Source organism: Enterococcus sp. DIV0901a, from assembly GCF_051711525.1.
GTDB classification, from domain to species: Bacteria; Bacillota; Bacilli; order Lactobacillales; family Enterococcaceae; genus Enterococcus_B; species Enterococcus_B faecium.
In genome coordinates this window covers 159,536-181,421 of sequence record NZ_JBIOMW010000001.1, presented here as the reverse complement: position 1 = coordinate 181,421, position 21,886 = coordinate 159,536, and the positions used below count along the sequence as shown (strand labels likewise).

Annotated in this window: 20 protein-coding genes; 5 read left to right on the top strand and 15 right to left on the bottom strand. The window is 39.4% G+C overall.

Going from position 1 to position 21,886, the window contains the following annotated elements; all coding sequences use genetic code 11:
* The first annotated feature begins 6 nt into the window (after nucleotides 1-6).
* Entirely contained in the window at nucleotides 7-276 is a 270-nt protein-coding gene (rpsN, locus tag IGL70_RS00910) for a 30S ribosomal protein S14 (protein ID WP_002293413.1), read from the top strand.
* Nucleotides 277-451: 175 nt separating this feature from the next.
* Here the strand turns inward: rpsN and IGL70_RS00905 are convergent, their stop codons facing one another.
* From IGL70_RS00905 to IGL70_RS00880, 6 genes are all read right to left on the bottom strand, one after another.
* Nucleotides 452-814 carry a type II toxin-antitoxin system PemK/MazF family toxin gene (locus tag IGL70_RS00905; RefSeq protein ID WP_002289874.1) on the bottom strand — a complete coding sequence of 121 codons (363 nt, stop codon included), beginning with the start codon at nucleotides 812-814 and terminating at the stop codon, nucleotides 452-454.
* A gap of 10 nt (nucleotides 815-824) precedes the next feature.
* A complete protein-coding gene (gene alr, locus IGL70_RS00900; protein WP_002294207.1) occupies nucleotides 825-1,946 on the bottom strand; it encodes an alanine racemase in 1,122 nt (373 codons plus the stop codon).
* Between the two features lie 15 nt (nucleotides 1,947-1,961).
* The gene (gene acpS / locus IGL70_RS00895; protein WP_002294209.1) at nucleotides 1,962-2,312 is read right to left on the bottom strand and encodes a holo-ACP synthase; all 351 of its coding nucleotides are present in this window, start codon (nucleotides 2,310-2,312) and stop codon (nucleotides 1,962-1,964) included.
* A 129-nt stretch (nucleotides 2,313-2,441) separates the two neighbouring features.
* Complete coding sequence (gene cshA, locus IGL70_RS00890; protein WP_002294211.1) at nucleotides 2,442-3,953, bottom strand: degradosome RNA helicase CshA; 1,512 nt, start codon at nucleotides 3,951-3,953, stop codon at nucleotides 2,442-2,444.
* 321 nt (nucleotides 3,954-4,274) lie between these two features.
* The gene (locus tag IGL70_RS00885) at nucleotides 4,275-5,627 is read right to left on the bottom strand and encodes a UDP-N-acetylmuramoyl-tripeptide--D-alanyl-D-alanine ligase (protein WP_002317074.1); all 1,353 of its coding nucleotides are present in this window, start codon (nucleotides 5,625-5,627) and stop codon (nucleotides 4,275-4,277) included.
* A 152-nt stretch (nucleotides 5,628-5,779) separates the two neighbouring features.
* Entirely contained in the window at nucleotides 5,780-6,856 is a 1,077-nt protein-coding gene (locus tag IGL70_RS00880; RefSeq protein ID WP_002293424.1) for a D-alanine--D-alanine ligase, read from the bottom strand.
* Nucleotides 6,857-7,051: 195 nt separating this feature from the next.
* On the opposite strand from IGL70_RS00880, the gene IGL70_RS00875 reads away from it, so the two are divergent.
* Entirely contained in the window at nucleotides 7,052-8,797 is a 1,746-nt protein-coding gene (locus IGL70_RS00875; protein ID WP_104873960.1) for an ABC1 kinase family protein, read from the top strand.
* A gap of 248 nt (nucleotides 8,798-9,045) precedes the next feature.
* On the opposite strand, the gene IGL70_RS00870 is transcribed toward IGL70_RS00875, so the two are convergent.
* The 7 genes from IGL70_RS00870 to IGL70_RS00840 form a co-directional block, all read right to left on the bottom strand.
* Nucleotides 9,046-9,513, bottom strand: coding sequence for a YaiI/YqxD family protein (locus IGL70_RS00870; protein ID WP_002307386.1), 468 nt, complete (start codon nucleotides 9,511-9,513; stop codon nucleotides 9,046-9,048).
* Nucleotides 9,497-10,870 carry a hypothetical protein gene (locus IGL70_RS00865; protein WP_002331998.1) on the bottom strand — a complete coding sequence of 458 codons (1,374 nt, stop codon included), beginning with the start codon at nucleotides 10,868-10,870 and terminating at the stop codon, nucleotides 9,497-9,499. Before IGL70_RS00865 ends, IGL70_RS00870 begins: the two co-directional genes overlap by 17 nt.
* A gap of 322 nt (nucleotides 10,871-11,192) precedes the next feature.
* Nucleotides 11,193-11,681, bottom strand: coding sequence for a GNAT family N-acetyltransferase (locus tag IGL70_RS00860; RefSeq protein ID WP_002328042.1), 489 nt, complete (start codon nucleotides 11,679-11,681; stop codon nucleotides 11,193-11,195).
* 21 nt (nucleotides 11,682-11,702) lie between these two features.
* Nucleotides 11,703-12,305, bottom strand: a complete 603-nt coding sequence (locus tag IGL70_RS00855; protein WP_002319461.1) for a TVP38/TMEM64 family protein — start codon at nucleotides 12,303-12,305, stop codon at nucleotides 11,703-11,705.
* Nucleotides 12,306-12,808: 503 nt separating this feature from the next.
* On the bottom strand, nucleotides 12,809-13,438 hold the full coding sequence (gene udk / locus IGL70_RS00850) for a uridine kinase (RefSeq protein WP_002289751.1): 630 nt from the start codon (nucleotides 13,436-13,438) through the stop codon (nucleotides 12,809-12,811).
* 83 nt (nucleotides 13,439-13,521) lie between these two features.
* The gene (locus IGL70_RS00845; protein ID WP_010727242.1) at nucleotides 13,522-14,217 is read right to left on the bottom strand and encodes a YjjG family noncanonical pyrimidine nucleotidase; all 696 of its coding nucleotides are present in this window, start codon (nucleotides 14,215-14,217) and stop codon (nucleotides 13,522-13,524) included.
* Between the two features lie 12 nt (nucleotides 14,218-14,229).
* Nucleotides 14,230-14,946 carry a 16S rRNA pseudouridine(516) synthase gene (locus IGL70_RS00840; RefSeq protein WP_002289747.1) on the bottom strand — a complete coding sequence of 239 codons (717 nt, stop codon included), beginning with the start codon at nucleotides 14,944-14,946 and terminating at the stop codon, nucleotides 14,230-14,232.
* A 329-nt stretch (nucleotides 14,947-15,275) separates the two neighbouring features.
* On the opposite strand from IGL70_RS00840, the gene IGL70_RS00835 reads away from it, so the two are divergent.
* The 3 genes from IGL70_RS00835 (at nucleotide 15,276) to IGL70_RS00825 (ending at nucleotide 18,086) form a co-directional block, all read left to right on the top strand.
* Nucleotides 15,276-15,884 (top strand): 50S ribosomal protein L25/general stress protein Ctc, encoded by a 609-nt coding sequence (locus IGL70_RS00835; protein WP_002299254.1) that lies wholly within the window; start codon nucleotides 15,276-15,278, stop codon nucleotides 15,882-15,884.
* Nucleotides 15,885-16,210: 326 nt separating this feature from the next.
* Nucleotides 16,211-16,534, top strand: coding sequence for a DUF960 domain-containing protein (locus IGL70_RS00830; protein WP_002289744.1), 324 nt, complete (start codon nucleotides 16,211-16,213; stop codon nucleotides 16,532-16,534).
* Nucleotides 16,535-16,715: 181 nt separating this feature from the next.
* Nucleotides 16,716-18,086 carry an MATE family efflux transporter gene (locus tag IGL70_RS00825; RefSeq protein ID WP_002289277.1) on the top strand — a complete coding sequence of 457 codons (1,371 nt, stop codon included), beginning with the start codon at nucleotides 16,716-16,718 and terminating at the stop codon, nucleotides 18,084-18,086.
* Between the two features lie 129 nt (nucleotides 18,087-18,215).
* Here the strand turns inward: IGL70_RS00825 and IGL70_RS00820 are convergent, their stop codons facing one another.
* Both IGL70_RS00820 and IGL70_RS00815 read right to left on the bottom strand, forming a co-directional pair.
* Nucleotides 18,216-19,517, bottom strand: a complete 1,302-nt coding sequence (locus IGL70_RS00820; RefSeq protein ID WP_002294228.1) for a hemolysin family protein — start codon at nucleotides 19,515-19,517, stop codon at nucleotides 18,216-18,218.
* A gap of 353 nt (nucleotides 19,518-19,870) precedes the next feature.
* On the bottom strand, nucleotides 19,871-21,862 hold the full coding sequence (locus IGL70_RS00815) for a KUP/HAK/KT family potassium transporter (RefSeq protein ID WP_002289279.1): 1,992 nt from the start codon (nucleotides 21,860-21,862) through the stop codon (nucleotides 19,871-19,873).
* Between the last annotated feature and the right edge of the window lie 24 nt (nucleotides 21,863-21,886).

Below are 21,886 nucleotides of genomic sequence, written 5' to 3'. Positions count from 1 at the left end.
TTGTTGATGGCTAAAAAATCAAAGATTGCCAAAGCAAAAAAACAGCAAGAAACGATTGAACGCTATGCTGCTTTACGCCAGGAATTAAAAGCGCAAAAAGATTACGAAGGCTTGCGCAAACTTCCTTTAGATGCTCGTCCAGAACGATTGAAAAATCGTGATTTGATCGATGGACGCCCTCGCGGATACATGCGTAAATTCGGGATGTCCCGTATAAAATTCCGTGAATTAGCACATAAAGGTTTGATTCCAGGAGTAAAAAAAGCCAGCTGGTAATCCAAGTCTGGCTGTAATGTAAAGGAGGAGGGCGCATGGACCACTCCTTGGATCATCAAAAAAGATACGTTCGCTTCTTCTAGCAGAAATGCTGGTACTAGAAGCAGACGTATCTTTTTTTACGCACAGCTGGTCCTTTTTTATATGTAAAGGCTGCATGGTTACTTCGCTATATTTATTTAGTAACAGGAGTCAGTGCTTCGATACCCACACTAATTTTCAATGCTCGGTCAACTTCTGCCATAATGGGTCGATCCAAATGGCAGACCTTTTCTTTCAATCTTGATTTATCGATCGTTCTGATCTGCTCCAACAGGATAACGGAGTCTCTTTCTATTCCTGTTCCAGTAGCTTTGATCCCAATATGAGTCGGAAGCTTAGGTTTAGCCATTTTTGCCGTTATGGCCGCAACAATGATCGTCGGGCTAAAATGGTTACCTAGATTATTTTGAATAACCAAAACTGGGCGTGTTCCGCCTTGCTCCGATCCCACGACTGGAGAAAGATCAGCAAAATAAATATCTCCTCTTTTTACCATAGGATCCTCCTTATTCTTGATATTCTCTTGGTATCCGCTGTCCTAATCCGCAAGCCACTTCATAGTGGATCGTACCTAATTGATCTGCTATATCCTGCATAGTGATTTCTTTGTCTGCATTTTTGCCGATAAGCGTCACTTTTGTTCCGACAGGAAATTCTTGAGGCAATCGGATCATCAGTTGATCCATACATACACGCCCAATCGTTTCACAGTAGTTCCCTTCTACCAATAGAGAAAAACCCTGCATCTTTCGTGGCCAGCCATCTGCATAACCGATCGGTATCGTTCCGATCCACTCTGCTTCAGGAGTGATATATGTTTCTCCATAGCCGATTCCTTCACCTGCTGGGAGTTTTTTGACTTGAATTAATTCAGAAACCAGCTCAAGTGCTGGCTGCAATGGATAAACTTCCGGTAGTGCGTGCCCAGAGGGATTCAGTCCGTACATTGCTACTCCATAACGAATCATATTGCCGATTGTTTCATCATGCCATAAAGCCGTTGCACTATTGCTGACATGTATATATCGAGGAAGTTCGGGAAGTTTTTTTAGCACTTCTATAAAGCGTTCTTTTTGCAGATTCCAATATGTATCATCTGCCTGATCTGCTGTAGAAAAATGGGTAAATAAACCTTCCCATTCTAATACACGACTTTCTTTGATGAATGCAGCTGCCTCTTTTACTTCTTCAGGTGTACAAAATCCGATACGACCCATCCCAGTGTCTGCTTTTAGATGAATCGAAAGAGGCGTCTCTAGCTTACTTTTCTCTAAAACAGCAGCTGCTGCCTGCAACCATTCCCGTGTACCTGCAGTTACTGATAAATCATGAGCAACAGCTACAGTCAGTGCGTCGTAAGGAACCATATTCAAGATAAGGATGGGCTGAGTAAATCCAGCTTCTCTCAACTCGACTCCTTCATCTAAATTTGAAACACAAAAGCCCGAAGCTCCACCTGCAACTGCTGCCTCAGCTGTTTCAATAGCTCCATGACCGTATCCGTTTGCTTTTACTACTGCAAACAATTCTTTTCCTTGCGGAAGTCTTGCAACTTCATTTGCTACATTTTCAGTTATAGCTTTTTTATGTATCACTGCTTTCGTTGGGCGGTGCCAAGCGACAACCATCGTTTTTCCTTCTTTCTAGTCTTCCAAAATAATTTGTGCAAAAGCTGTTTCATTTGTATGAGTAATACTGACCCATACTTTGCCTTCATGAGGTGAACGCGTCACAACAGGCTGACCGTTTTCATTTTTTAAAATCTCGACATCTTGAAAGGTAACTTTTCCGATCCCAGTTCCCCAAGCTTTAGAGAAAGCCTCTTTGCAAGCGTAACGCCCGCCTAAAAATTCTACTTGGCGATGAAAAGGCAAGGACTGGAATAGTTTCATTTCATCAGAGGTCAAGATTCGTGCAATGAATTTTGGTTTTTCTTCGATCAGCCGAGTGATCCTAGGAAGTTCGACTGCATCGATCCCAATTCCTTTTATCATATGCTTTTCTCTTTTCAATAAATTTAGAACACTCTTATTCTACCAAATTATAACCATTTTGCCACAAATAAGTCCACAAATAACAAAAATGAAAGTTTCTCTTAAAAAAGAGAAACTTTCATTTTATGTTTAATCGTTATTTGAACGGATTACAAATCCGCGTTTTTTATCGTTGTGACGTTTACCGCCATCTTTTTGGCTGTTATTATTTTTGCTATAACCGCCTTTTGATTTGTTTCCACGATAATTACCGCCGTCACGACGATTACGGTTGTTTCCGCCACCACGTTTGCCATTTTTATTGTATCCTTTTTTCTGCATTGGCAATGGGCGTTCTGGTGTGATCTTCACTGGCACTGCATCAGCTGGATCTTTTGCTGTCGTTTTTAGCAAAAGTGCAACTAAATCTTGTGCAGAATATTCTTCTAATAATTTATCTGCTGTTTGCAGGTATTTATCTAGACCATTTTCTGCAAGTTTTGTTTCGATTTGTTCAACTGCAGCACCTAATTGACCTTTGAATGCTTCTTTTTCGGTTGGTGGACGTAAAGTCGTCATCCGTTTTTTCGTCAAGTTTTCAATCACATGCAAGTAGTCCATTTCATTTGGTGTAACGAAAGTCACAGACATACCGCCTTTTCCGGCACGGCCTGTACGTCCGATACGGTGAACGTAGCTTTCTGGATCTTGAGGGATATCATAGTTGTACACATGAGTGACACCTGAAATATCTAATCCACGTGCAGCAACGTCTGTCGCTACAAGGATATCTAAATGACCGCTCTTAAATGAACGCAATACGCTCATTCGTTTTTGTTGAGACAAATCGCCATGGATTCCTTCTGCACGGTAACCGCGTGCTTCTAATCCGCGTGCCAATTCGTCTACACGGCGTTTTGTACGTCCGAAGACGATTGTTAGTTCAGGTGTTTGAACATCAAACAAGCGAGTCATGATATCGAATTTTTCGTATTCTTTTGCGCGGACATAGTATTGATCGATCAAGTCAGCTGTCATTTCTTTCGCTTTGATCTTCACATGATGTGGATTTTTCATGAATTTAACGCCAATATTCTTGATAGCTGGCGGCATCGTTGCTGAGAAAAGTAATGTTTGTCTTTGATCAGGAACTTGTGAAATGATTTTTTCGATATCTTCCAAGAAGCCCATATTCAACATTTCATCTGCTTCATCCAAAACTAATGTTTGAACGGTTCCAAGTTTCAATGTGTGGCGGTTGATGTGGTCAAGCATACGTCCTGGTGTACCCACAACGATATGTGGACGATCTTTCAAGCCACGGATCTGACGGCCAATATCTGCTCCGCCGTAAACGGCTTGTACACGTACTTTTTTGTCGCGTCCTAAACGATATAATTCTTCTTGTGTTTGGATAGCTAACTCACGTGTTGGTGCGATAACTAAACCTTGTAATTCGTGACGATCTGGATCGATTTTTTCTAACATTGGTAATCCAAATGCAGCTGTTTTCCCTGTACCTGTCTGTGCTTGTCCAATAACGTCTTTTCCAGCTAATGCTAGTGGAATCGTTTCTGATTGGATAGGTGTTGCTTCTTCAAAACCAGCGCGTTCGACTGATTTCAACAATTCTGGTGATAATTCTAGTTCTTTAAATTTCAAATGAATCCTCCTATATGGTTGTTAACTGAGGATGTAGCTTTTTTGCTACCCCGTCGATTTGTTCGGTCAAAGTGTATTGTTTCTTTTTGACAGTGGCCACGCACGTTTTTATCCATTCTTAGCCCCTGTGGCACCACCGAAAAATCACTTTGCGAAGTTTAGGCATTAGAAAAGCCAAACGGGTCGCGTTCAGCTTTATCATTATTATGACATCTGGCTTCAACAAGTTGTTTCTATGGCAAAACCAGTCCAATTTCTCTTCATCTTTCGGCAATAGGTTATTCTAACATAGTTTTTCGTTTTCTGCAAGTTTACAGATTTTTATTTCATTTGCTGAAGCTGTTCTACCACTTCAAATAAGCCCATGCTGTTGCTGCCTTTTAGCATAATACTATCTGTTGCTTCAAGATTTTGTTTTACAGCATCAATCAATTTATTCTTTTCTTTTTCAAAATAGAACACAGGTAGTTGGGGGTATTTTTGGTTCAATTCTTCTTTTAGTGCATGCATTTGTTCCCCATAAAGGAAAATCATGGCGAATTTCTCAGGATCGATATGTTCACTCATTTGCGCATGCATATTTAAAGACTCTTTCCCTAATTCCAGCATATCTGCTAACACAGCGATTCTGCGTCCTTTTGTTGGTAGATTTTTAAAAGTATCTAATACCAGTCCCATGGCTGTTGGATTTGCATTATAGACATCGCTCAAAATAGCTGCACCATTTCCTGCCGTTAGCCATTCGGTTCTGTTTTGAGTGATAGAAACATGGGCGAGCCCTTGGCGTATCTCAGGTATGGACAGTCCAAAGAAGCGCCCGATCGTATACGCAATCAAAGCATTCGTTACATTATAACTTCCAGGCAGCGGGATCGTAAATGTTTCTCCTTCTACTACAAAATCGGTTTGTGCTTTTCCTTTTGCTGTCACTTCCGCATGAACATCGCCATTTCCAATACCGAATGTTGTGACTGTTTGTACTAATGTTGCCGTTAAAGGTGTCAGCAACGGTTCATCTGCGGGCACAACGAGTAATCCGTCTGGTACAAGTCCGTCAGTGATTTCCATTTTGGCTTTAGCGATTCCTTCTCGCGACCCAAGATTTTCTATGTGTGCTTCACCGATCATTGTGATTGCTGCAGCTTTTGGTTGAGCCATAAGTGAAAGTTCCGTGATTTCATTGGCGTGATCCATGCCCATTTCCAAGACGATCTTTTCTGTATCTTGGGGCATGTGCAAAATCGTGTAAGGAAGACCAATATTATTGTTGTAATTTCCTTGCGTCTTATATGTTTTGTATTTTTCAGACAAGACAGACGCGGTTAGATCTTTCGTGGTGGTTTTACCATTGCTTCCTGTAATTGCAACGACTTCTGCGCCTACTTTTTCCAAGTAATAGGTTGCCAATTGCTGCATGGCTTTCAAAGGATCTGCTACAGGAATAACTGGAAAATCTTTTGGAGCTTGTTCAACAGGCAAGCTCCAAAATGAAGCAGATGCTCCGTTTGTGATCGCTTGCTGGATAAATTCATGTCCATCTCGCGTACCAGCAAGAGGAACGAATAAACTTCCTTCGGTTATCTTCCGGCTGTCAAATTCGACATTGGTAATCTTTGTCAGTGCAGAGCATTCGCTGCCCACGGCTTGTGCAATTTCTTGTATTGTTAGATTCATTGAGATCTCTCCTAAAAAAGGTTGTGAAAAAAGCGTTTGGCCTAAACGGCGGGTTCGCATGACTCTCACTTCCAAGTAAATTTCTCTATTCGTATTTAGAAGCTAGAATGAACGCGGTTACGCAATCACTCCAGCTTCTTCTTTATTTCTCTTTATTCATTTTTTTCAAAAAAAGATTGACGCTGATGGTATCGATTCATTCCTAATTGAATCAGTTCTTCAATCAAATCACCGTATTTCAAGCCCATATTTTCCCATAAGAGTGGGTACATACTGAACTCCGTAAATCCTGGCATAGAGTTTAATTCATTCAGGAATAATTCATTTTTATTTGTCAAAAAGAAATCGCACCGGCTCAATCCGCTTCCACCTAACATCGTGTAAGCTAACTTCGCGTACTCTTGCGCTTTTTGATAAACTTCTTCCGGCACTTCGGCTGGAATCTGCATTTCGATTTTATTATTGATATATTTGGCTTCATAATCATAGAATGCTACGTCTTTTACGACTTCGCCAGGCAAAGTCGTCCGAACATCTTCATTTCCTAATACAGCAACTTCGATTTCGCGCGCTTCAATTCCTTGTTCAACGATTGCTCGAGAATCATACTGATAGGCTGTTGCTAAAGCATTTTGCAGCTCTTCTCGGTTTTCTGCCTTTGTAATGCCGACACTAGAACCCATATTCGCAGGTTTGACAAACATCGGATAAAGCAAAGAACCTTCACATTGATCAAATACTTTTTTAGGATTTTCTTTCCATTGATTCTTAAGTACTGGTACATAAGGAACTTGCGGCACACCAGCAGCTTGTAAAATATACTTGGTCATGATTTTATCCATGGCACATGCACTGGTCAATACGCCTGCGCCGACATAAGGCATATTCAATGTCTCTAAGAAGCCTTGGATCGTTCCATCTTCCCCGTTTGGCCCGTGTAAAACTGGAAAAACGATGGCTCCTTCTTCTTTGATTTCTCCCGGATTGATCACTTTTCCTGTAAAGCCTTCCTCTGTCTGTCCACTTGGGTCCCATGAAAGATGCAAGACATCTTTGCTAGCAGGTTTTTCTGTTAGTAATGGACCTTTGACCCATTGTCCTTCTTTTGTAATAAATACGAGTTGAACTTGGTAATAATTATAATAAATGGCATTTAAAACTGAAAATGCGGAAAGAATGGAAACTTCATGCTCTGCGCTGCGTCCGCCATATAGTAAAGTAATCTTCAAAAGATTGTCCTCCTGTATTCTAAATCGTTCAGTGATTTACTCTCATATTTTAGCACAAAACAAAAATAAACGAATAACTTATTTATAAAAAAACGAGTTGGTTTCTAAAAGAACAAACGTCATTTATTTTTTGTCAGCTAGATTATTTGTCCCGTTTTTTATAAAAAGTTATGATAAAGAAAAGGAGGGATGATGATGGCGCAAACAAATCCACGTAGCCGCTTGGCAGAAATCATTCGAGTGTTCATCAATTACAATGTAGTGCCAAACTTTGTACAGCAAAAAAATCCCGAACAGGTAAAAAAAGCCTTTGAAGAACTAGGCCCCACCTTCATTAAGATAGGACAGATGCTTTCTGTTCGAGAAGATTTGCTTTCTTCTGCCTTCACTCAAACATTCAAAACATTACAAGATAGTGTACCTAGCGACACATTTTCAACGGCCAAAAAGACGATCGAAACAGAACTTTCTCTTTCATTATCAGATATATTCGATGATTTTTCCAAATCGCCTTTTGCCTCTGCTTCTATGGGGCAGGCTCATCGTGCCAAGCTGAAGAACGGTGACTCGGTCGTCGTTAAGATCCAACACCCTAACATCGCCGAAGAGATCCGACTTGATCTTCAACTATTTGAACGAGCGATCCCTTTGATCAAATACATTCCTGAAACTAGCGTAGTTGATCTAAAAGGGGTACTCCAAGAAGTAAAACGTTCCTTGATCAATGAAATGGACTTCTTAAAAGAAAGTCAAAATGGCGAACAATTCTATCAAAAGAACAATGGCTGGAAAGAGATCCGCAGCCCCAAGATTTATGACGCTTTTTGTTCGAAAAAAGTGATCGTGATGGAAGAAATGTCTGGTAAAAACTTGAACCATTTAATGAAAGCCGAAAACAAAACTGAAACTTTTATCACTGGAATTCAAAACAAGCAGCTGAAACAAGAAGTTGCAAAGCTTTTAGTTGAGAACTTTATGAAACAGGTATTTGATGATGGTTTTTTCCATGCTGATCCTCATCCAGGGAATCTGCTATTCCATGTACTAACAAAAGAAGAACAGACACAAGCTAGCCGAAAAACTGAAATAGTCCATGAAAAAGAGTTCGGTTCCTTTGCTTTTCGAGCCTCCACTTCTACAGAAGACCCTGTTGCGCCATATACCATCAACTACATCGATTTTGGTATGATGGGGCATCTTTCTGCAGGACTTAGGCAAAAACTCACACAAGCCGTTTTAGCGCTGTATACGAAAGATGCTTATCGAATCGAAAAAGCGGTCCTTCGACTTTGTCAGCAAGAAGGCTCGTTTGATGAAAGTCGGTTCCACCAAGAACTGACAAGTTTTCTTGAACAGTATTATGATTCTCCTATTGATGAAATCAACTTGCAAGAAGTATTCACACACGTCGTGACGATTTGTCATCAAAATAATCTGCAGTTCGATCGTGATATCACGCTTTTGCTGAAAGCATTTGGGACATTAGAAGGGGTGATCCGCGTCCTTGACCCTGAAGTTTCCCTCATGGAAGTCGCTTCGCCTTTTGCCCAACATTATTTTCTCACTCATCTGGATGTAGAAGATACATTGAAACAAAGCGGATTAGACTTATTGGAAGGGATGAAGGCTGCGCCTAAGATCCCTCAACAGCTCCACCATCTATTAGAAATGTGGACTTCGGGACAAGGAAAAGTCAATTTGGAATTGAAAAAGCAAGACAAATTATTGAGCAGGATCGAAAGTATGATCAATCGGCTTGTTTTCGGTATGATTTTAGCTGCATTGATCGTAGGGTCCTCCCTGCTTGTCCAAGCAGCACCTGTAGAAAACGCAGAGGTCGTTTCCTTATTAGGGATATTTACGTATGCTATTGCCGCATTCGTCATTATTTTTTTGGCAATCGATGCATTGATCCAAATGTATAAGAAGAGGAAAAAGTAGAAAAAGGTTGTGACAGAAAGAATCAGCTTCAAGAAATAAGAAGGGGTTTTACATAAATTGTTTCTCAAATTTTTGTGAAAATTCGGCTTATTTTTCGAAGAGGCTACTTCTGAAGCACCGAGAATAAAAAATGTGAAAAAGCTGTTCTGCACCCAGTAATAAGAACAATCAAAAAGGAACAAGGAATCCATTTATCCTGTTTCCCTGTTCCTTTTTTGGTGTATTCGAGCATAAATAAAATACCTTCGTTACCTACTATCTTCTGTACTTGGTAAACCTTGGTCAATTGCCTTTTTTAACGCTTGACGAAAAGACATATGATCTTTCTCCGTAAATGGTTTTGGACCCTTTGTCCTTATGCCAGCTTTTCTTAATTTCCCACTATGGTAACGTTGTTCTAGAAGCGTGCCGATATTCGCTTCGTCAAATTCTTTTCCAGAGTGATGGAACACTCGCACACCCTTCGGCAATACAAGTGAAGCTAAACCATAATCTTGCGTGATCAAAAAGTCATTCTTCTTAACCATACCGACGATTTTATAATCCGCACTATCAGCTCCGCGGTCTACGTAGACGATTTGGACATGATTAGCGTATTCTTTGGTCGTATAATGGTCCACACTGGTTACGATAATCACGTCGAGACCATAGGATTCTCCTAATTTTATGACATCTTCTTTTACTGGAGAACCATCTCCATCAATGAATAGCCTCATTCTTTTTCGCCTTCTTCCATAAATGATAAACAGTTACTAATCCGCTCAGTAAAAGACCAACATTGATCCATTTTGCCAAGATAAGCAGTTGTACACTTTCTATCGGCACTGATTCATGGTTCAGCGTGATCAATAATAGATGGATTGGCTCTCCCATTTCTTTTGCTAAAATAAACAAAAGCGTCATCAATAAAAACTGGTGGATCACACTCCCTTTATTTTGAGTAGTATACTTGACAACGATCCGGCGATCCATTGGAATAGCTGCATCAGTTTGATAATATTCCTTATTTAGCCAGCTGCCTGTTACTACGTGCCAGAAACTAAGCAGAAAGACACCTATCGCAAAACCATTTGGAATCAAGAGGACCAATAAAGAAGAACTCAGTCCAAGCAATTGCATAGCCAATGGAGACCATGATAAACGTTTCAAAATCCATGGTCCGACTATTTTTGCTGCAATCAAGCCTGCTGCATAAGGCAAATACATAAAAATCGAAAGTTTTTCTAATCCGTACAGTATGCCAACATAAAAACTGCTAAACAAAAAAAGGAAATTCCCTAGCATTCCATTTAGAAAAGTAAACAGATTTAGCCAGCTTGGCAACTTCCATTCCTTCTTCTGGTGTCCTAAAACAAACACGAACAAGATGAACAGTAGCAAGAAACCATAAATAGCAAGATCAAAAAGCCTTTCATCGAATAACAATCGGGCATTTCTCAAAAGAAACAATAAGCCAAAGAATATCAAAAATAAAACAAGCTCTCGCGTAGCTACCAGATTTCTTTTGATGTCTTTGAAATCCAGTTCGTAACGCGGATAATGACTAACCGTATGGTAGGCCATGACGTAAAAAAGTGTATAAATAGTAAAGCTTGCTGCAATCTGAGTCGGTGCAGGCAACTCAATCGCTTGATACAGGAGAAATAGCCAGATAGCTGCAAATAAGTACTTTTTCCCATCCATATTGATAAAACCTTGCGTCTTTTCGTGAAAATTGACCGTGGTATTAGCAGGTACAAGCCATGCTGCACTCAGCCCTAGCAAAACACTTGAAAAATAAAATAAAGGAAAATAAAATACGCCTAATATTCCAAGCAATGAACCAGCACCACCAATCAGCAGAGCGATCATCAGCAACGTGTAACTATCTAGACCAAATCGTAGACTGTTGACTAAAAATAGTCCAGTCATCCGAAAGGCATAAAACAGCGTAAATGGCAAAATCGTCAGCCAATTATGCGAGTCTGTTAGTCCCAAAAATAAAAGATAAGGAATAAAAATAACCGTGTTACTTAAGATAAAGGGCGTTGTTTGTGTAAAATTACGCCCAAATCGTTTGAGTTTTTCGAACATGACAATGGCTCCTTAAACAGTCTTATAACTAATCTGCTCTTCGATTTTAGCATTAAAGGGGAAATAAACCAATTTTACAGAATATATTCTTGTAAAAAAAAAATACAGAAAGAAGCATAAGCTTCTTTCTGTATTTTTACGGTACTTGATTACTCAAGCAGACAAGCCCTTCTCCACAAAAGTCTTGCCCGACACCCCTGCATCCGGCAGGTGATAAAGATAGAAATCAATTATCCTGTGCCTCCAAAATCAATTAGGAGCTCTGTAAACCAGAGTCCTTCTCGACCCGTCGCATAAATTTACTTTAACACAGTTCCTATGTTTATGCGAGAGCTTTTTTCATTTTATAATCGACCATTTGAAATCCTTGACCGATATCTGAAACAAGTTCTTCTGTAATCTCAAATCCTTCATGCTTATAAACTTCGATTGCTTGATGATTTCCCTGGTTCACTCGCAAAAAGATCTCTCTTTCCTTTGTTTGCGCAGCAAGTTCTTCATACCAGCGAAAAACTGAAGAAGTCAATCCTTGACCACGTACTTTATTTAGCAAATATAATTTACTTAAATAAATTTTCCCATTTATCTCTTCATAAGCAGTGTAACCGACCGTCTTTTCTTCGCTTTTTAATAAAAAGTAGGACACACCTTCTGTCAGTTCTTTTTGAATCTGTTTTTTTGACTGATAAGTTTTCAGCATGTAATCCACTTGTTTTTGACCAATGATCGGCACAAAAGCTTCCGGCCATACTTCTTGTATGACTGCCATCAGCTCATCCAATTCATTTTCTGTTACTTTTATTTTTTCCATACACCCACGTCCTTTTTTACATTATAAATGACCTTGCGCTTGATGGAATAAAAAGAGCATGATCATGCTATACACACCCACCGACCATGGTTTCAAGAAAATCACAATCTGCATAAATTCCCTAAAAGATAATTTCGTCAAACCAGCTACTAGACAGATCAAGTCGTCTGGCGCAAAGGGAAGCAGCAAGGTAACAACTAGTACTTTTTTAATATCTTTCGTTTTTCTTGTCAGCAATTCATCAAATTTCTGATACTTTTTTGGCGATAAAATAAGCTGGACAAAGGCTACGCCATAGTAACGGACAAGTAAAAATCCGATTGCTTCCCCAATCACTAGGCCAATACAACTATATAAAAGCCCAAATCCATTGCCAAACATCAGCATGCCCGCTACTGAGGAGATCCCTCCCGGCAAAATAGGAATGATCACTTGGATCACTTGCAGCAGAACAAATATCATCACTGCATACTTGCCAAATTGCTGGATAAACGCTTGCAAAGACGTGCTCGATCGAAAAATCCCATGATGATAAGCATAAAGAATCAACACAAAGAAAAACAACAGACCAATAATGGGCATGATCTGAAGACATTTTTGTAAAACTGATCCTTTTTTAGACATCTATATTCCCCACATCTTTTTTCATTTATTAAAACTGCCTCCTTAGGGGGTGCGACAAAAGAGCTTCTTCAAAAAAATAAGTCGAAATCTCACACAAATTCGAGAAATAATTTTCGTAAGTTTCTTCTTATTTATTGGATCTGACCACTTCTGTTACAACCTCTCGTTAAACGGTGTTCAAAAGCTTGCATCTACGATAATAAGCCCAACCCAACGAAAAACGTGAGGAGCTGTTTTATTTGGATGCTCTTATCGCTTGATGCAAAGACAGCTTTTTTACAACCTCTACTTCACGGTGCTCAATCAGCTGACCTTCGGTATTAGCTCAAAAAACGGTAAAATATAAACAGCTATTTTCCGTTTCTTCTTTTTAATACTTAGGTCAAGATGCTGTTTTCACAACCTCTTGTTATAAATAAAAAAACAGTTGGCTGGTGACTGTTCAAAAAGCAGAATCCTTGCTTTTCAAACGGTCGCAGTCCGTTCAACTGTTTCGCTGCGCACTATTTATGGTTTAAGAAACTAGCTACTTTTGTTGTAATCAAATCAATAGCAACGTGGTTTTCTCCGCCTTCTGGAACAATGATATCCGCATAGCGCTTCGTTGGTTCGATAAATTGATGATACATCGGTTTAACAACTGTCAAATATTGTTCGATCACGGAGTCCAATGTGCGTCCCCGTTCTTCCATATCCCGTTTGATACGACGAATGATACGAATGTCATCATCTGTATCTACGTATACTTTGATATCCATCAAGTCACGCAGACGTTCGTCTTCTAAAATCAGGATTCCTTCTAGAATGATCACTTCTTTTGGTTCCTGAATGATCGTTGCCTGACTTCTTGTATGCGCTACATAGTCATACACGGGTTTTTCAATGGCTTTATAGTTCAGTAAGTCGCCTACATGCTGAATCAGCAGATCATTATCAAAGGCAAATGGGTGATCGTAATTTGTGTTCAATCGTTCTTCAAAACTCAAATGGCTCTGATCCTTGTAATAAGAATCTTGTTCAAGCATCATGATGGAATGGTCCGGGAAGTTGTTGAAAATCGCACGGCTGACACTTGTCTTTCCGCTTCCGGATCCACCCGTCACACCAATGATAATTGGCTTGCTTTTTGTCATTGACTAAAACCTCTTTCGTATCCGTTTTTTCATTCTAATCTATTATAGCGAAAAAACACGAAAATGCTATATTTTTCTGAAAATTAATCCTTTTCAATTTCCAATAATGAATAAAGTTCCTCTAATGAATCGATTCGATAAGTAGGCTGGATTTCTTCGATTTCTGGTAATTTATTTCTATTGAACCAAATCGTATCGATCCCTGCCATATTTCCTCCTTTGATATCAGAAGTCAAAGAATCACCAATGATCACAGTTTGCTTTTTATCAAAATTAGGAATGTGGGAAAAGACATGATCAAAAAATTCTTTCATCGGCTTTTGCGCTCCGACAGCTTCTGAGACAAAGATATCCTTGAAGTAATCAAGCATTCCTGCATCTGTTAATCGCCGATGTTGCGTGTGCGACACACCGTTCGTCACAATATAAAGTTCAGCATGCGGATGGACCTTTTTCAGGATTTCTAGACTTCCTGGAACAAGATCATGACCTTGGTTCAAGTAGTGGCGGTAGCGTTTTTCCATTTGATCACTATCTACTGTTTTCCCAAATTGCTGGAAAAGTAACCCAAAACGACTGCCTATTACTTCTTCTCGTGATAGTCTGCCCTTTTCAAATTCCTGCCATAAATGATGATTCAAAGCCTTATAGCTGGTTTCGATTTCTGGTGTCAATGTGATTCCTTGTTCTGCAAACAAAGCACTTAAAGCATTGGCTTCAGTTAATTGAAAATCTAACAATGTATCATCTACATCGAACAATAAAGTTTTATATTTCATCTTTTTGACCTCCTATTTAAAATAAATACTTAACTTTTTCATCTCTGCTAATGTCAACGATCGATACTCGCCTACTCCTAGCTGTTCATCTAATTCCAATGGTCCCATGCTTAGCCGTTTCAATGCGGTCACTTTCTTTCCTTGGGCTAAGAACATCTTTTTGACTTGATGGAATTTTCCTTCTTGGATCGTCAATAAAACCGTACTTTGGTGCTTGTCTGCTTTGAGTATTTTTAAATCAGCCGGCTTACATTGATACCCATCAGCGAATACGATTCCATTTTCAAATGCTGTTACGTCTGCCGGTGTCACCCTTTCGTTCACAACTACTTGATAAGTCTTTGAAACCTTTTTTTCTGGAAGTAGCATTTCATATCCCAATTGTCCATTCGAAGTAATCAGCAATAGTCCTGTTGTATCTCTATCTAGTCTTCCCACTGGATATAATGGTTGGAAACGATCGGCACTTGCAATCAGATCGATTACTGTCGTCTTTTCTGGATCTGATACAGCTGTAACAGCTTTTTCAGGTTTATTGAGAAGATAATAGGACTCATTTGTTTCTAAGTGTTCACCTGCTACTTCGATTTGATGCAGTAAACTATCTACATTTCGATTTTGTCGAAATTCGACTGTGCCATCTATCATCACTTGCTTCAAAGCAAACAGCCGCTTCATTTCCTTGCGTGTCGTTTCTAATTTTTCTTCTATTAATTTATCTAAACGCATGCTGTTTCCTTTCTTATTACTACTAATTAATTATACCTTGAATATTCTTGCTTGCAAATACATCATCATAGTTATTCCTTGACTTAATTAACAGTTCACGTTACGGTTAAATAGTAAAGTGAATTGGATTTCTCATACACAGCGTAATGACCTGGTGGAGAAAAGTTGAATCCTGACTTTCTAAGGGGAGATGCGCGCATCTCTCCTTTTGCGCTTTTTTAAGCGCCCTGCCTTCGATGATGTGCACGAGATTAGCCTTTAGAATTCACTTAAATAAAATCTGTCCGTTACCAAAGCAGACAGTCACATTTTAAGGAGGAATTTTGGTTATGTCAGTATCATTAGAAGTAAGTAAAAGAGAAGTACGTCCCCGTTCATTAAGAAACAAACTTCGTCACGAAGGGAAAGTTCCAGCTGTTGTTTATGGGTATAAAGTAGAAAGTACCCCTATCTCATTCGATGGTTTGACACTAAGCAAATTGTTGCGTGAACATGGAGCGAACACAGTTATCACGATGGACATCGATGGACAAAAAGTCAATACATTGGTTCACAAGATCCAAACGAACACTTTTACCAATCATTTCGAACATGCAGAATTTCTATCTGTAAACATGTCGGAAGAAACAGAAGTCGAAACAGAAGTCGTTCTTGTTGGCGAATCAGTTGGTGCTAAATCGGGTGGAGTGTTAGCTCAAAACTTGTATACAGTAGTCGTATCTGCTACACCAGACAAATTGCCTGAACGAATTGAAGTTGACGTGACAAACTTGGAATTAGGTGATTCTATTACAGTAGCCGATCTTCCAAAAAACGACGATTACAAATTCGTGACCGACAGTGAAGAGCAAATCGCTGCTGTAGTCGCTCAAAGTGAAGAAGAAGAAAGCACAGGTGAAGGTGGCGAACCAGAAGTGATCGGTTCAACAGAAGAATAATACTGAAACAATCAGGTAGTGTTAGAAGCGGCGGGTCAGCAGCTTTTAACACGCCTTTTTTTCTTTCTAATCGTTTATTTTCATATGAGGCTTCCACTTTTACAAATAGCTTTGCAAACGAAAAATCCTAATTTACCAAGCTTTTCCTCGCATACTTTTATCGTACCTTTATAAAAATTTATACTTTGAAAAAAAGTATTCAATTATTGTTGCATTTTTCCTGATTCTTTATTAGAATGAACCCTCGTTAAAGTAAGTATTTCTAGTTTATCCTATGATTGATTATAAAAATAAAAACATTCGTTGATTCGAAGGAGGTTAACCAGATGTTTGAAAGTTTTGATAGCAGCCGCAACCGTTACGCTTCAGTTGGTGTAGTATCAAGTTTGCCAGATGAATTGATTGACAGTATATGGTTTATTATTGACCTAGATCTTAAGGGAGTCATTCCATTAGAAAATATATTAACCTTTGATTTGATCGAAAATCGTGGAAAAGTGACGATGCATTTTTCTCAAGCAGGAAGCAATGTGGAAATGGATATTGATTTGCCGTTTGCCTATTCGAACCAATTCCCTGCTCAAGTATACGCCTATGATGACGGTACGAGAGAAACGATCCTTTTACCAAGTGAGATTAGACAATATTAAGGTGATAGATAAACGTGGATGTCCCTTATTTTACAGACCAGGCCAAGTTGTTGATTCTTTGACTCAATTCTTGGCTTCTTTTTATGGAGTTTCATAAATTATCATTGATTTCTAATTGGTATTCTCAGGATAAACGCTATATACTACTAACTAAATTTTAAAGATATAAGGAGTTTAAAAGATGCGCGATTTAACAAAAGGAAGCCCCGCTAAACTGATTTTGATGTTCACTGTTCCTTTACTGATCGGAAATGTTTTTCAGCAGTTCTACAATATGATCGATATGATCATCGTGGGTCAGACGCTAGGTAAAAATGCGCTGGCAGCGGTTGGTGCAACTGGAAGCCTGACATTTTTGATCATTGGCTTTGCCCAAGGTTTAACAGCTGGTTTAGCCATTATTACCGCACAACGTTACGGTGCAAAAGATTATCGGGGTCTGAAGAAAAGTTTTGCTGCTAGTGTTGTCATTAGTCTTGTCGTCACTGTGATTTTAACTGTCCTAAGTCTCCTGTTTATTCGTCCGATGCTTCAATTGATGCAAACTCCTCCTGAAATACTTGATCAAGCACAAACATTTATTTCAATTATTTTATTAGGGATCTTTGCATCAGTCAGTTTCAATTTGCTTTCTAATGTCATTCGCGCACTTGGTGACAGCCGCACACCACTATTCTTTCTGATCATTGCGGTCATCATCAACGTCGTACTTGATTTGATCTTTATTATCTATTTTGGCATGGGTGTGGAAGGTGCAGCTATTGCTACAGTAATCGCACAAGTTTCTTCCAGCGTACTGTGTCTAGTGTATATCAAGAAAAAAATGCCTTTGTTACAGTTACGCAAAAAAGATTTCAAATTTGAAAAAGAAGAGTTTGCTGTACACCTAAACGCTGCTTTGCCAATGGCGTTTCAATCTTCGATCATCGCTGTTGGTGCTATCGTGTTACAAGCAGCACTAAATAGTCTAGGGACAGATGTCGTAGCTGCTCAAGCCGCTGCTGGTCGTATCGACCAATTTGCAAATCAGCCGATGATGTCATTTGGTATTGCAATGGCAACTTTCACTGCACAAAACTATGGTGCGAAAGAATATGGCCGAATCTTGCAAGGGGTACGTCAAACTTTACTGATGAGTGTCGGATTTAGTCTCTTAGCAGGTGCTATCGTCATTTTCTTCGGTCATTTCTTTGTTCAATTGTTTGTTAGCCCATCAGAAACACGTGTATTTGAATTAGCACAAACCTACTTCAATATCAATGGGTCTCTTTACTGGATCTTAGCAGTCCTGTTCATTTTACGCTACACACTTCAAGGGCTTGGACAAAGCAAGATCCCTACGATCGCCGGTATGATGGAATTGCTTATGCGTTCTTTTGCAGCTATCGTTCTTACAGGAATGTGGGGATACCCAGGAGCAGCAGCAGCTTCTCCTTTAGCTTGGATCGGTTCTGTTGCCGTGTTGCTTTACTCTTATATGCGTTCGATGAAACAATTGAAACACATGGGTGAAGAGGAACATTTCACATTAGAACATGCAGAAGCAAGATAGCCTTGATTAAAAGAAATCGTTGCGGCTAAAAATGAAAACTTTTATTGAAAATATCTTCTTCGTTTACCGAAAACAGGTTTTTTAGATAACAAAAAGGCTGTGACAAAAAATGTCACAGCCTTTTTTCTTTTATTCTGTTTTTCTTTCCGTGGACTCTACTTTGAAATAATCGATATGTGCATGCTGGTATTCTAATACCGTGAAACGGAATGATGCAATCTCAATGATTGTTCCTGCTTTTATTTCTTTATATCGGCTAGAAGCAAAGCCCGCAAGTGTAGTAAAATTCGTTTCTTCAAACTCTGGAATCTCTACATGAAAATAACGCTGGAAATCATCTAATGTTAGTTTGCCGGAGATGATATAAGAGCCATCTGACTGTTCCGCTATCAATGCTTCGTCCAAATCTGTCTCATCTCGGATTTCCCCGACGATTTCTTCTAAAATATCTTCAATCGTCACTAAGCCGCTTGTCCCTCCGTATTCATCTTTTAAGATAGCAATATGCTTTCCCTTTTTTCGCATGATCGTCAATAATTTTTTTATAGGGATCGTTTCAGTTGTTACGATCGGCTCTTCAATCAACTGTTCTACTGTCAGCTGGTCATCTTTATAAGATTGCTTGATCAAATCTGGCAAGGTGACATAACCTAAAACATTGTCTTTTGATTCTAAGATAACCGGATAGCGAGTATGTCCTTGTTCAATCGAAGCTTTTATCGCTTCTTTGACGGTTTCTGAAGCTTCGAATACTTGCATGGACGTACGGTCTACTTGTATATCTTTTGCCAAGGTATCATCAAATTCAAACACGTTTTCCAAATAATGATATTCTTCTTTGGTCAACTCTCCTTTTTCATAAGAATTCAATGCGACTAATGTCAGCTCTTCTTGAGACAATGTCTCTTCTCCTTCAGATACGAGACGCACACCTAATAGCTTCCCTAGCCCTGCAGCTGAATGATTCAATACCCAAATAAAAGGAAACATTACTTTATAAAAATAATGAAGTGGTTTAACTACGAACAAGACGACCTTCTCCGTATTGACGATACTATAGCTCTTAGGAAGCAGTTCGCCAATAACCACATCGATATACGTAACTAAAATAAATCCCAGCGCCACAGAGATTGTACTGCTAATAGCCGAACTAAAAGGTAGTTTACCGATCACTGGTTCTAGTAAAGCCGCGACAGATCCTTCACCGACCCACCCGATGATCAAACCGGTTAGCGTAATTCCTAATTGACTAGCTGATAAATAGTTATCTAAATGGTGTGTAACATGAAGAGCTAGCTTGGCGTTCTTTACATTTTCCTTTTCTAGTTGTTCCAATCTTGATCGTCTGATTTTCACTAAAGCAAATTCACTTGCTACAAAAAATGAAGTAATTGCAATCATCAAAAATAAAATAATGAAATTGATAACCATATTCTCCCGCCTTTCTCTTTTTCTATTGTACCCTTTTTCTACAAAAAGATTGAAAATAATGCGTATTCATATTTAGGAATAAAAAAGGAGATGCGGCATTTTTCAGCCACATCTCCTTATCACTTCAAAATCATTGCGTTACTTGTTGCTAAACAGCTTTTTCATGACCTCTGATAAAAACGGTATTCAAAAGCTTGCATCTGCGGCATTAAGCCCAAACAGATGAAAAACATGAGAAGCTGTTTTTATCTGCTCGTTCTTACTGCTTGTTGCAGTACAGCTTTTTCATGATCTCTGATAAACGGTGTTCAAGTAGCTGACATTCGACATTAGTTCAGGTCAAAGCGCTACTTTCACAACCGCTCTTTCAACCATGTTTTCCGAGTATTTCCAATGATAAGCGGAACAGTTTCATGTTTTACTTCGCTGTACTCTAGCCCAAACCATGTTTCTGGCGAGGTAGCGATTTTTTTGATTGCCAGTTTTGCCTGCATGATTTGACGTTGCCATTTTCCTAGAGTTGTCACATTGGAAACTACTTCATCAATCAGGACAAATTGGAAATCGCCAACTTCTCGCCCTGGTGTCAGAGAGTATCTTTGTGGCTGTTTTGGCAAACGGCCTTGTTTCATCAAATCATGGATGACTTGGCGAACATATACGTTGATTTCCTGTTGAACCCTGAAACCTAAGAACAGATTCACTTGGACAATAAAATCAGTGTCCATCATATCTACTTGATATTCTTTCGTATATGGCTCATCCGTCACTTCCACATGAACAAACCAATAGACTCGTGCTCTTTTAGGCCGTTTATCTAAAATCGAATAGATGAACTGTCGGCCAACTTTATCTTCAGCCATATCAGGAACCAAGAAGACCACATTTGTCTGATAGATTGGTAAAGAAGTATCATCACGTAATTCTCTAAGCTGCGGGATATAATCTCTCAAAGACACATCCTCGGTTGACGATTCGCGAATAATGTTCCCTTGTTCCCAAATAAACATCACAACTAAGATGATCAAACCAATCAGAACGGCTACAAAACCGCCTCGGAAGAATTTGACAACACTTGAGATAAAGAAAACGACTTCTATCGCACCGAAGAAAAAGGTAACTAAATATGCAAGCCAACGAGAATGCCCATTTTGGATAAGATAAAAGTAAAGCAGTGCTGTTGTCATCAACATCGTCACAGTGATCGATAGACCGTAAGCAGCTTCCATATGATGAGACGTTCGGAATGTGACAACCACTAGAGAACAGGCGATCCATAAAATCAGATTGACTGCTGGGATATACATTTGCCCGATACTGTTCCCAGGATACATGATCTTTAACCGAGGCAGCAGTTTCAACTTGATTGCTTCTGAAACTAGCGTAAACGAACCTGTAATCAATGCTTGCGAAGCAATGACTGCAGCGACTGTTGCAAAAGCAACGCCGATCACGATCCAACTTTGAGGCATCATTTGGAAGAATGGATTCAGGTTCTTGATTTGCTGTGCTTCAGGGTTTTGATAAACATTCAACAACCACGCAGCCTGCCCAAAATAATTGATAACCAAACAAATTTTGACGTAAGGCCAGCTCAGACGAATATTTCGTTTGCCGACATGTCCAAGATCGGAATAAAGCGCCTCTGCACCTGTCGTAGCCAGGAAAATATTTCCAAGAATGAACAAGCCTAATTTGTTATCTGCACTAAAAAGCAGCTGGATAGCATAATAAGGATTCAGTGCACGGATAACTGTCCAGTCTTGACTGAAGTTCATTAATCCCATTACGCCTAAAAAAGTAAACCAAGCGAACATGATTGGTCCGAATGCTTTTCCGACAATATCTGTACCAAAGCGTTGGACCATGAATAAAACAAAAATAATAACTAAAGTGATAATGACGATCACGTTCTGGTTATTACCGAACCGGTCAAAAAACTGCGGAATTCCTCGCAAGCCTTCAATCGCAGTCGTTACCGTCACAGCAGGGGTCAATACCCCATCTGCTAGTAAGGCAGCTCCTCCGATCATTGCAGGAATGATCAAATATTTCCCACCTTTTCGGACAAGTGTGTAGAGTGAGAAAATTCCACCTTCACCATGGTTATCTGCATTCAATGCAATCACGACATATTTGATTGTTGTCAGTAGAGTCAATGTCCAAAAAATCAATGAGACTGATCCGATAACAAAATCAGGATTGATTCCTGACAATCCGCCATTATCTTCAACAATCGATTTCATAACGTAAAGCGGACTTGTCCCGATGTCTCCGTAGACGACTCCCATCGCTACAAGCAGGCCAGCCATTGATATCTTTTTGGTATTGTGCGTTGTTGCCACGTTTTTCCCTCATTTCTTGTTATA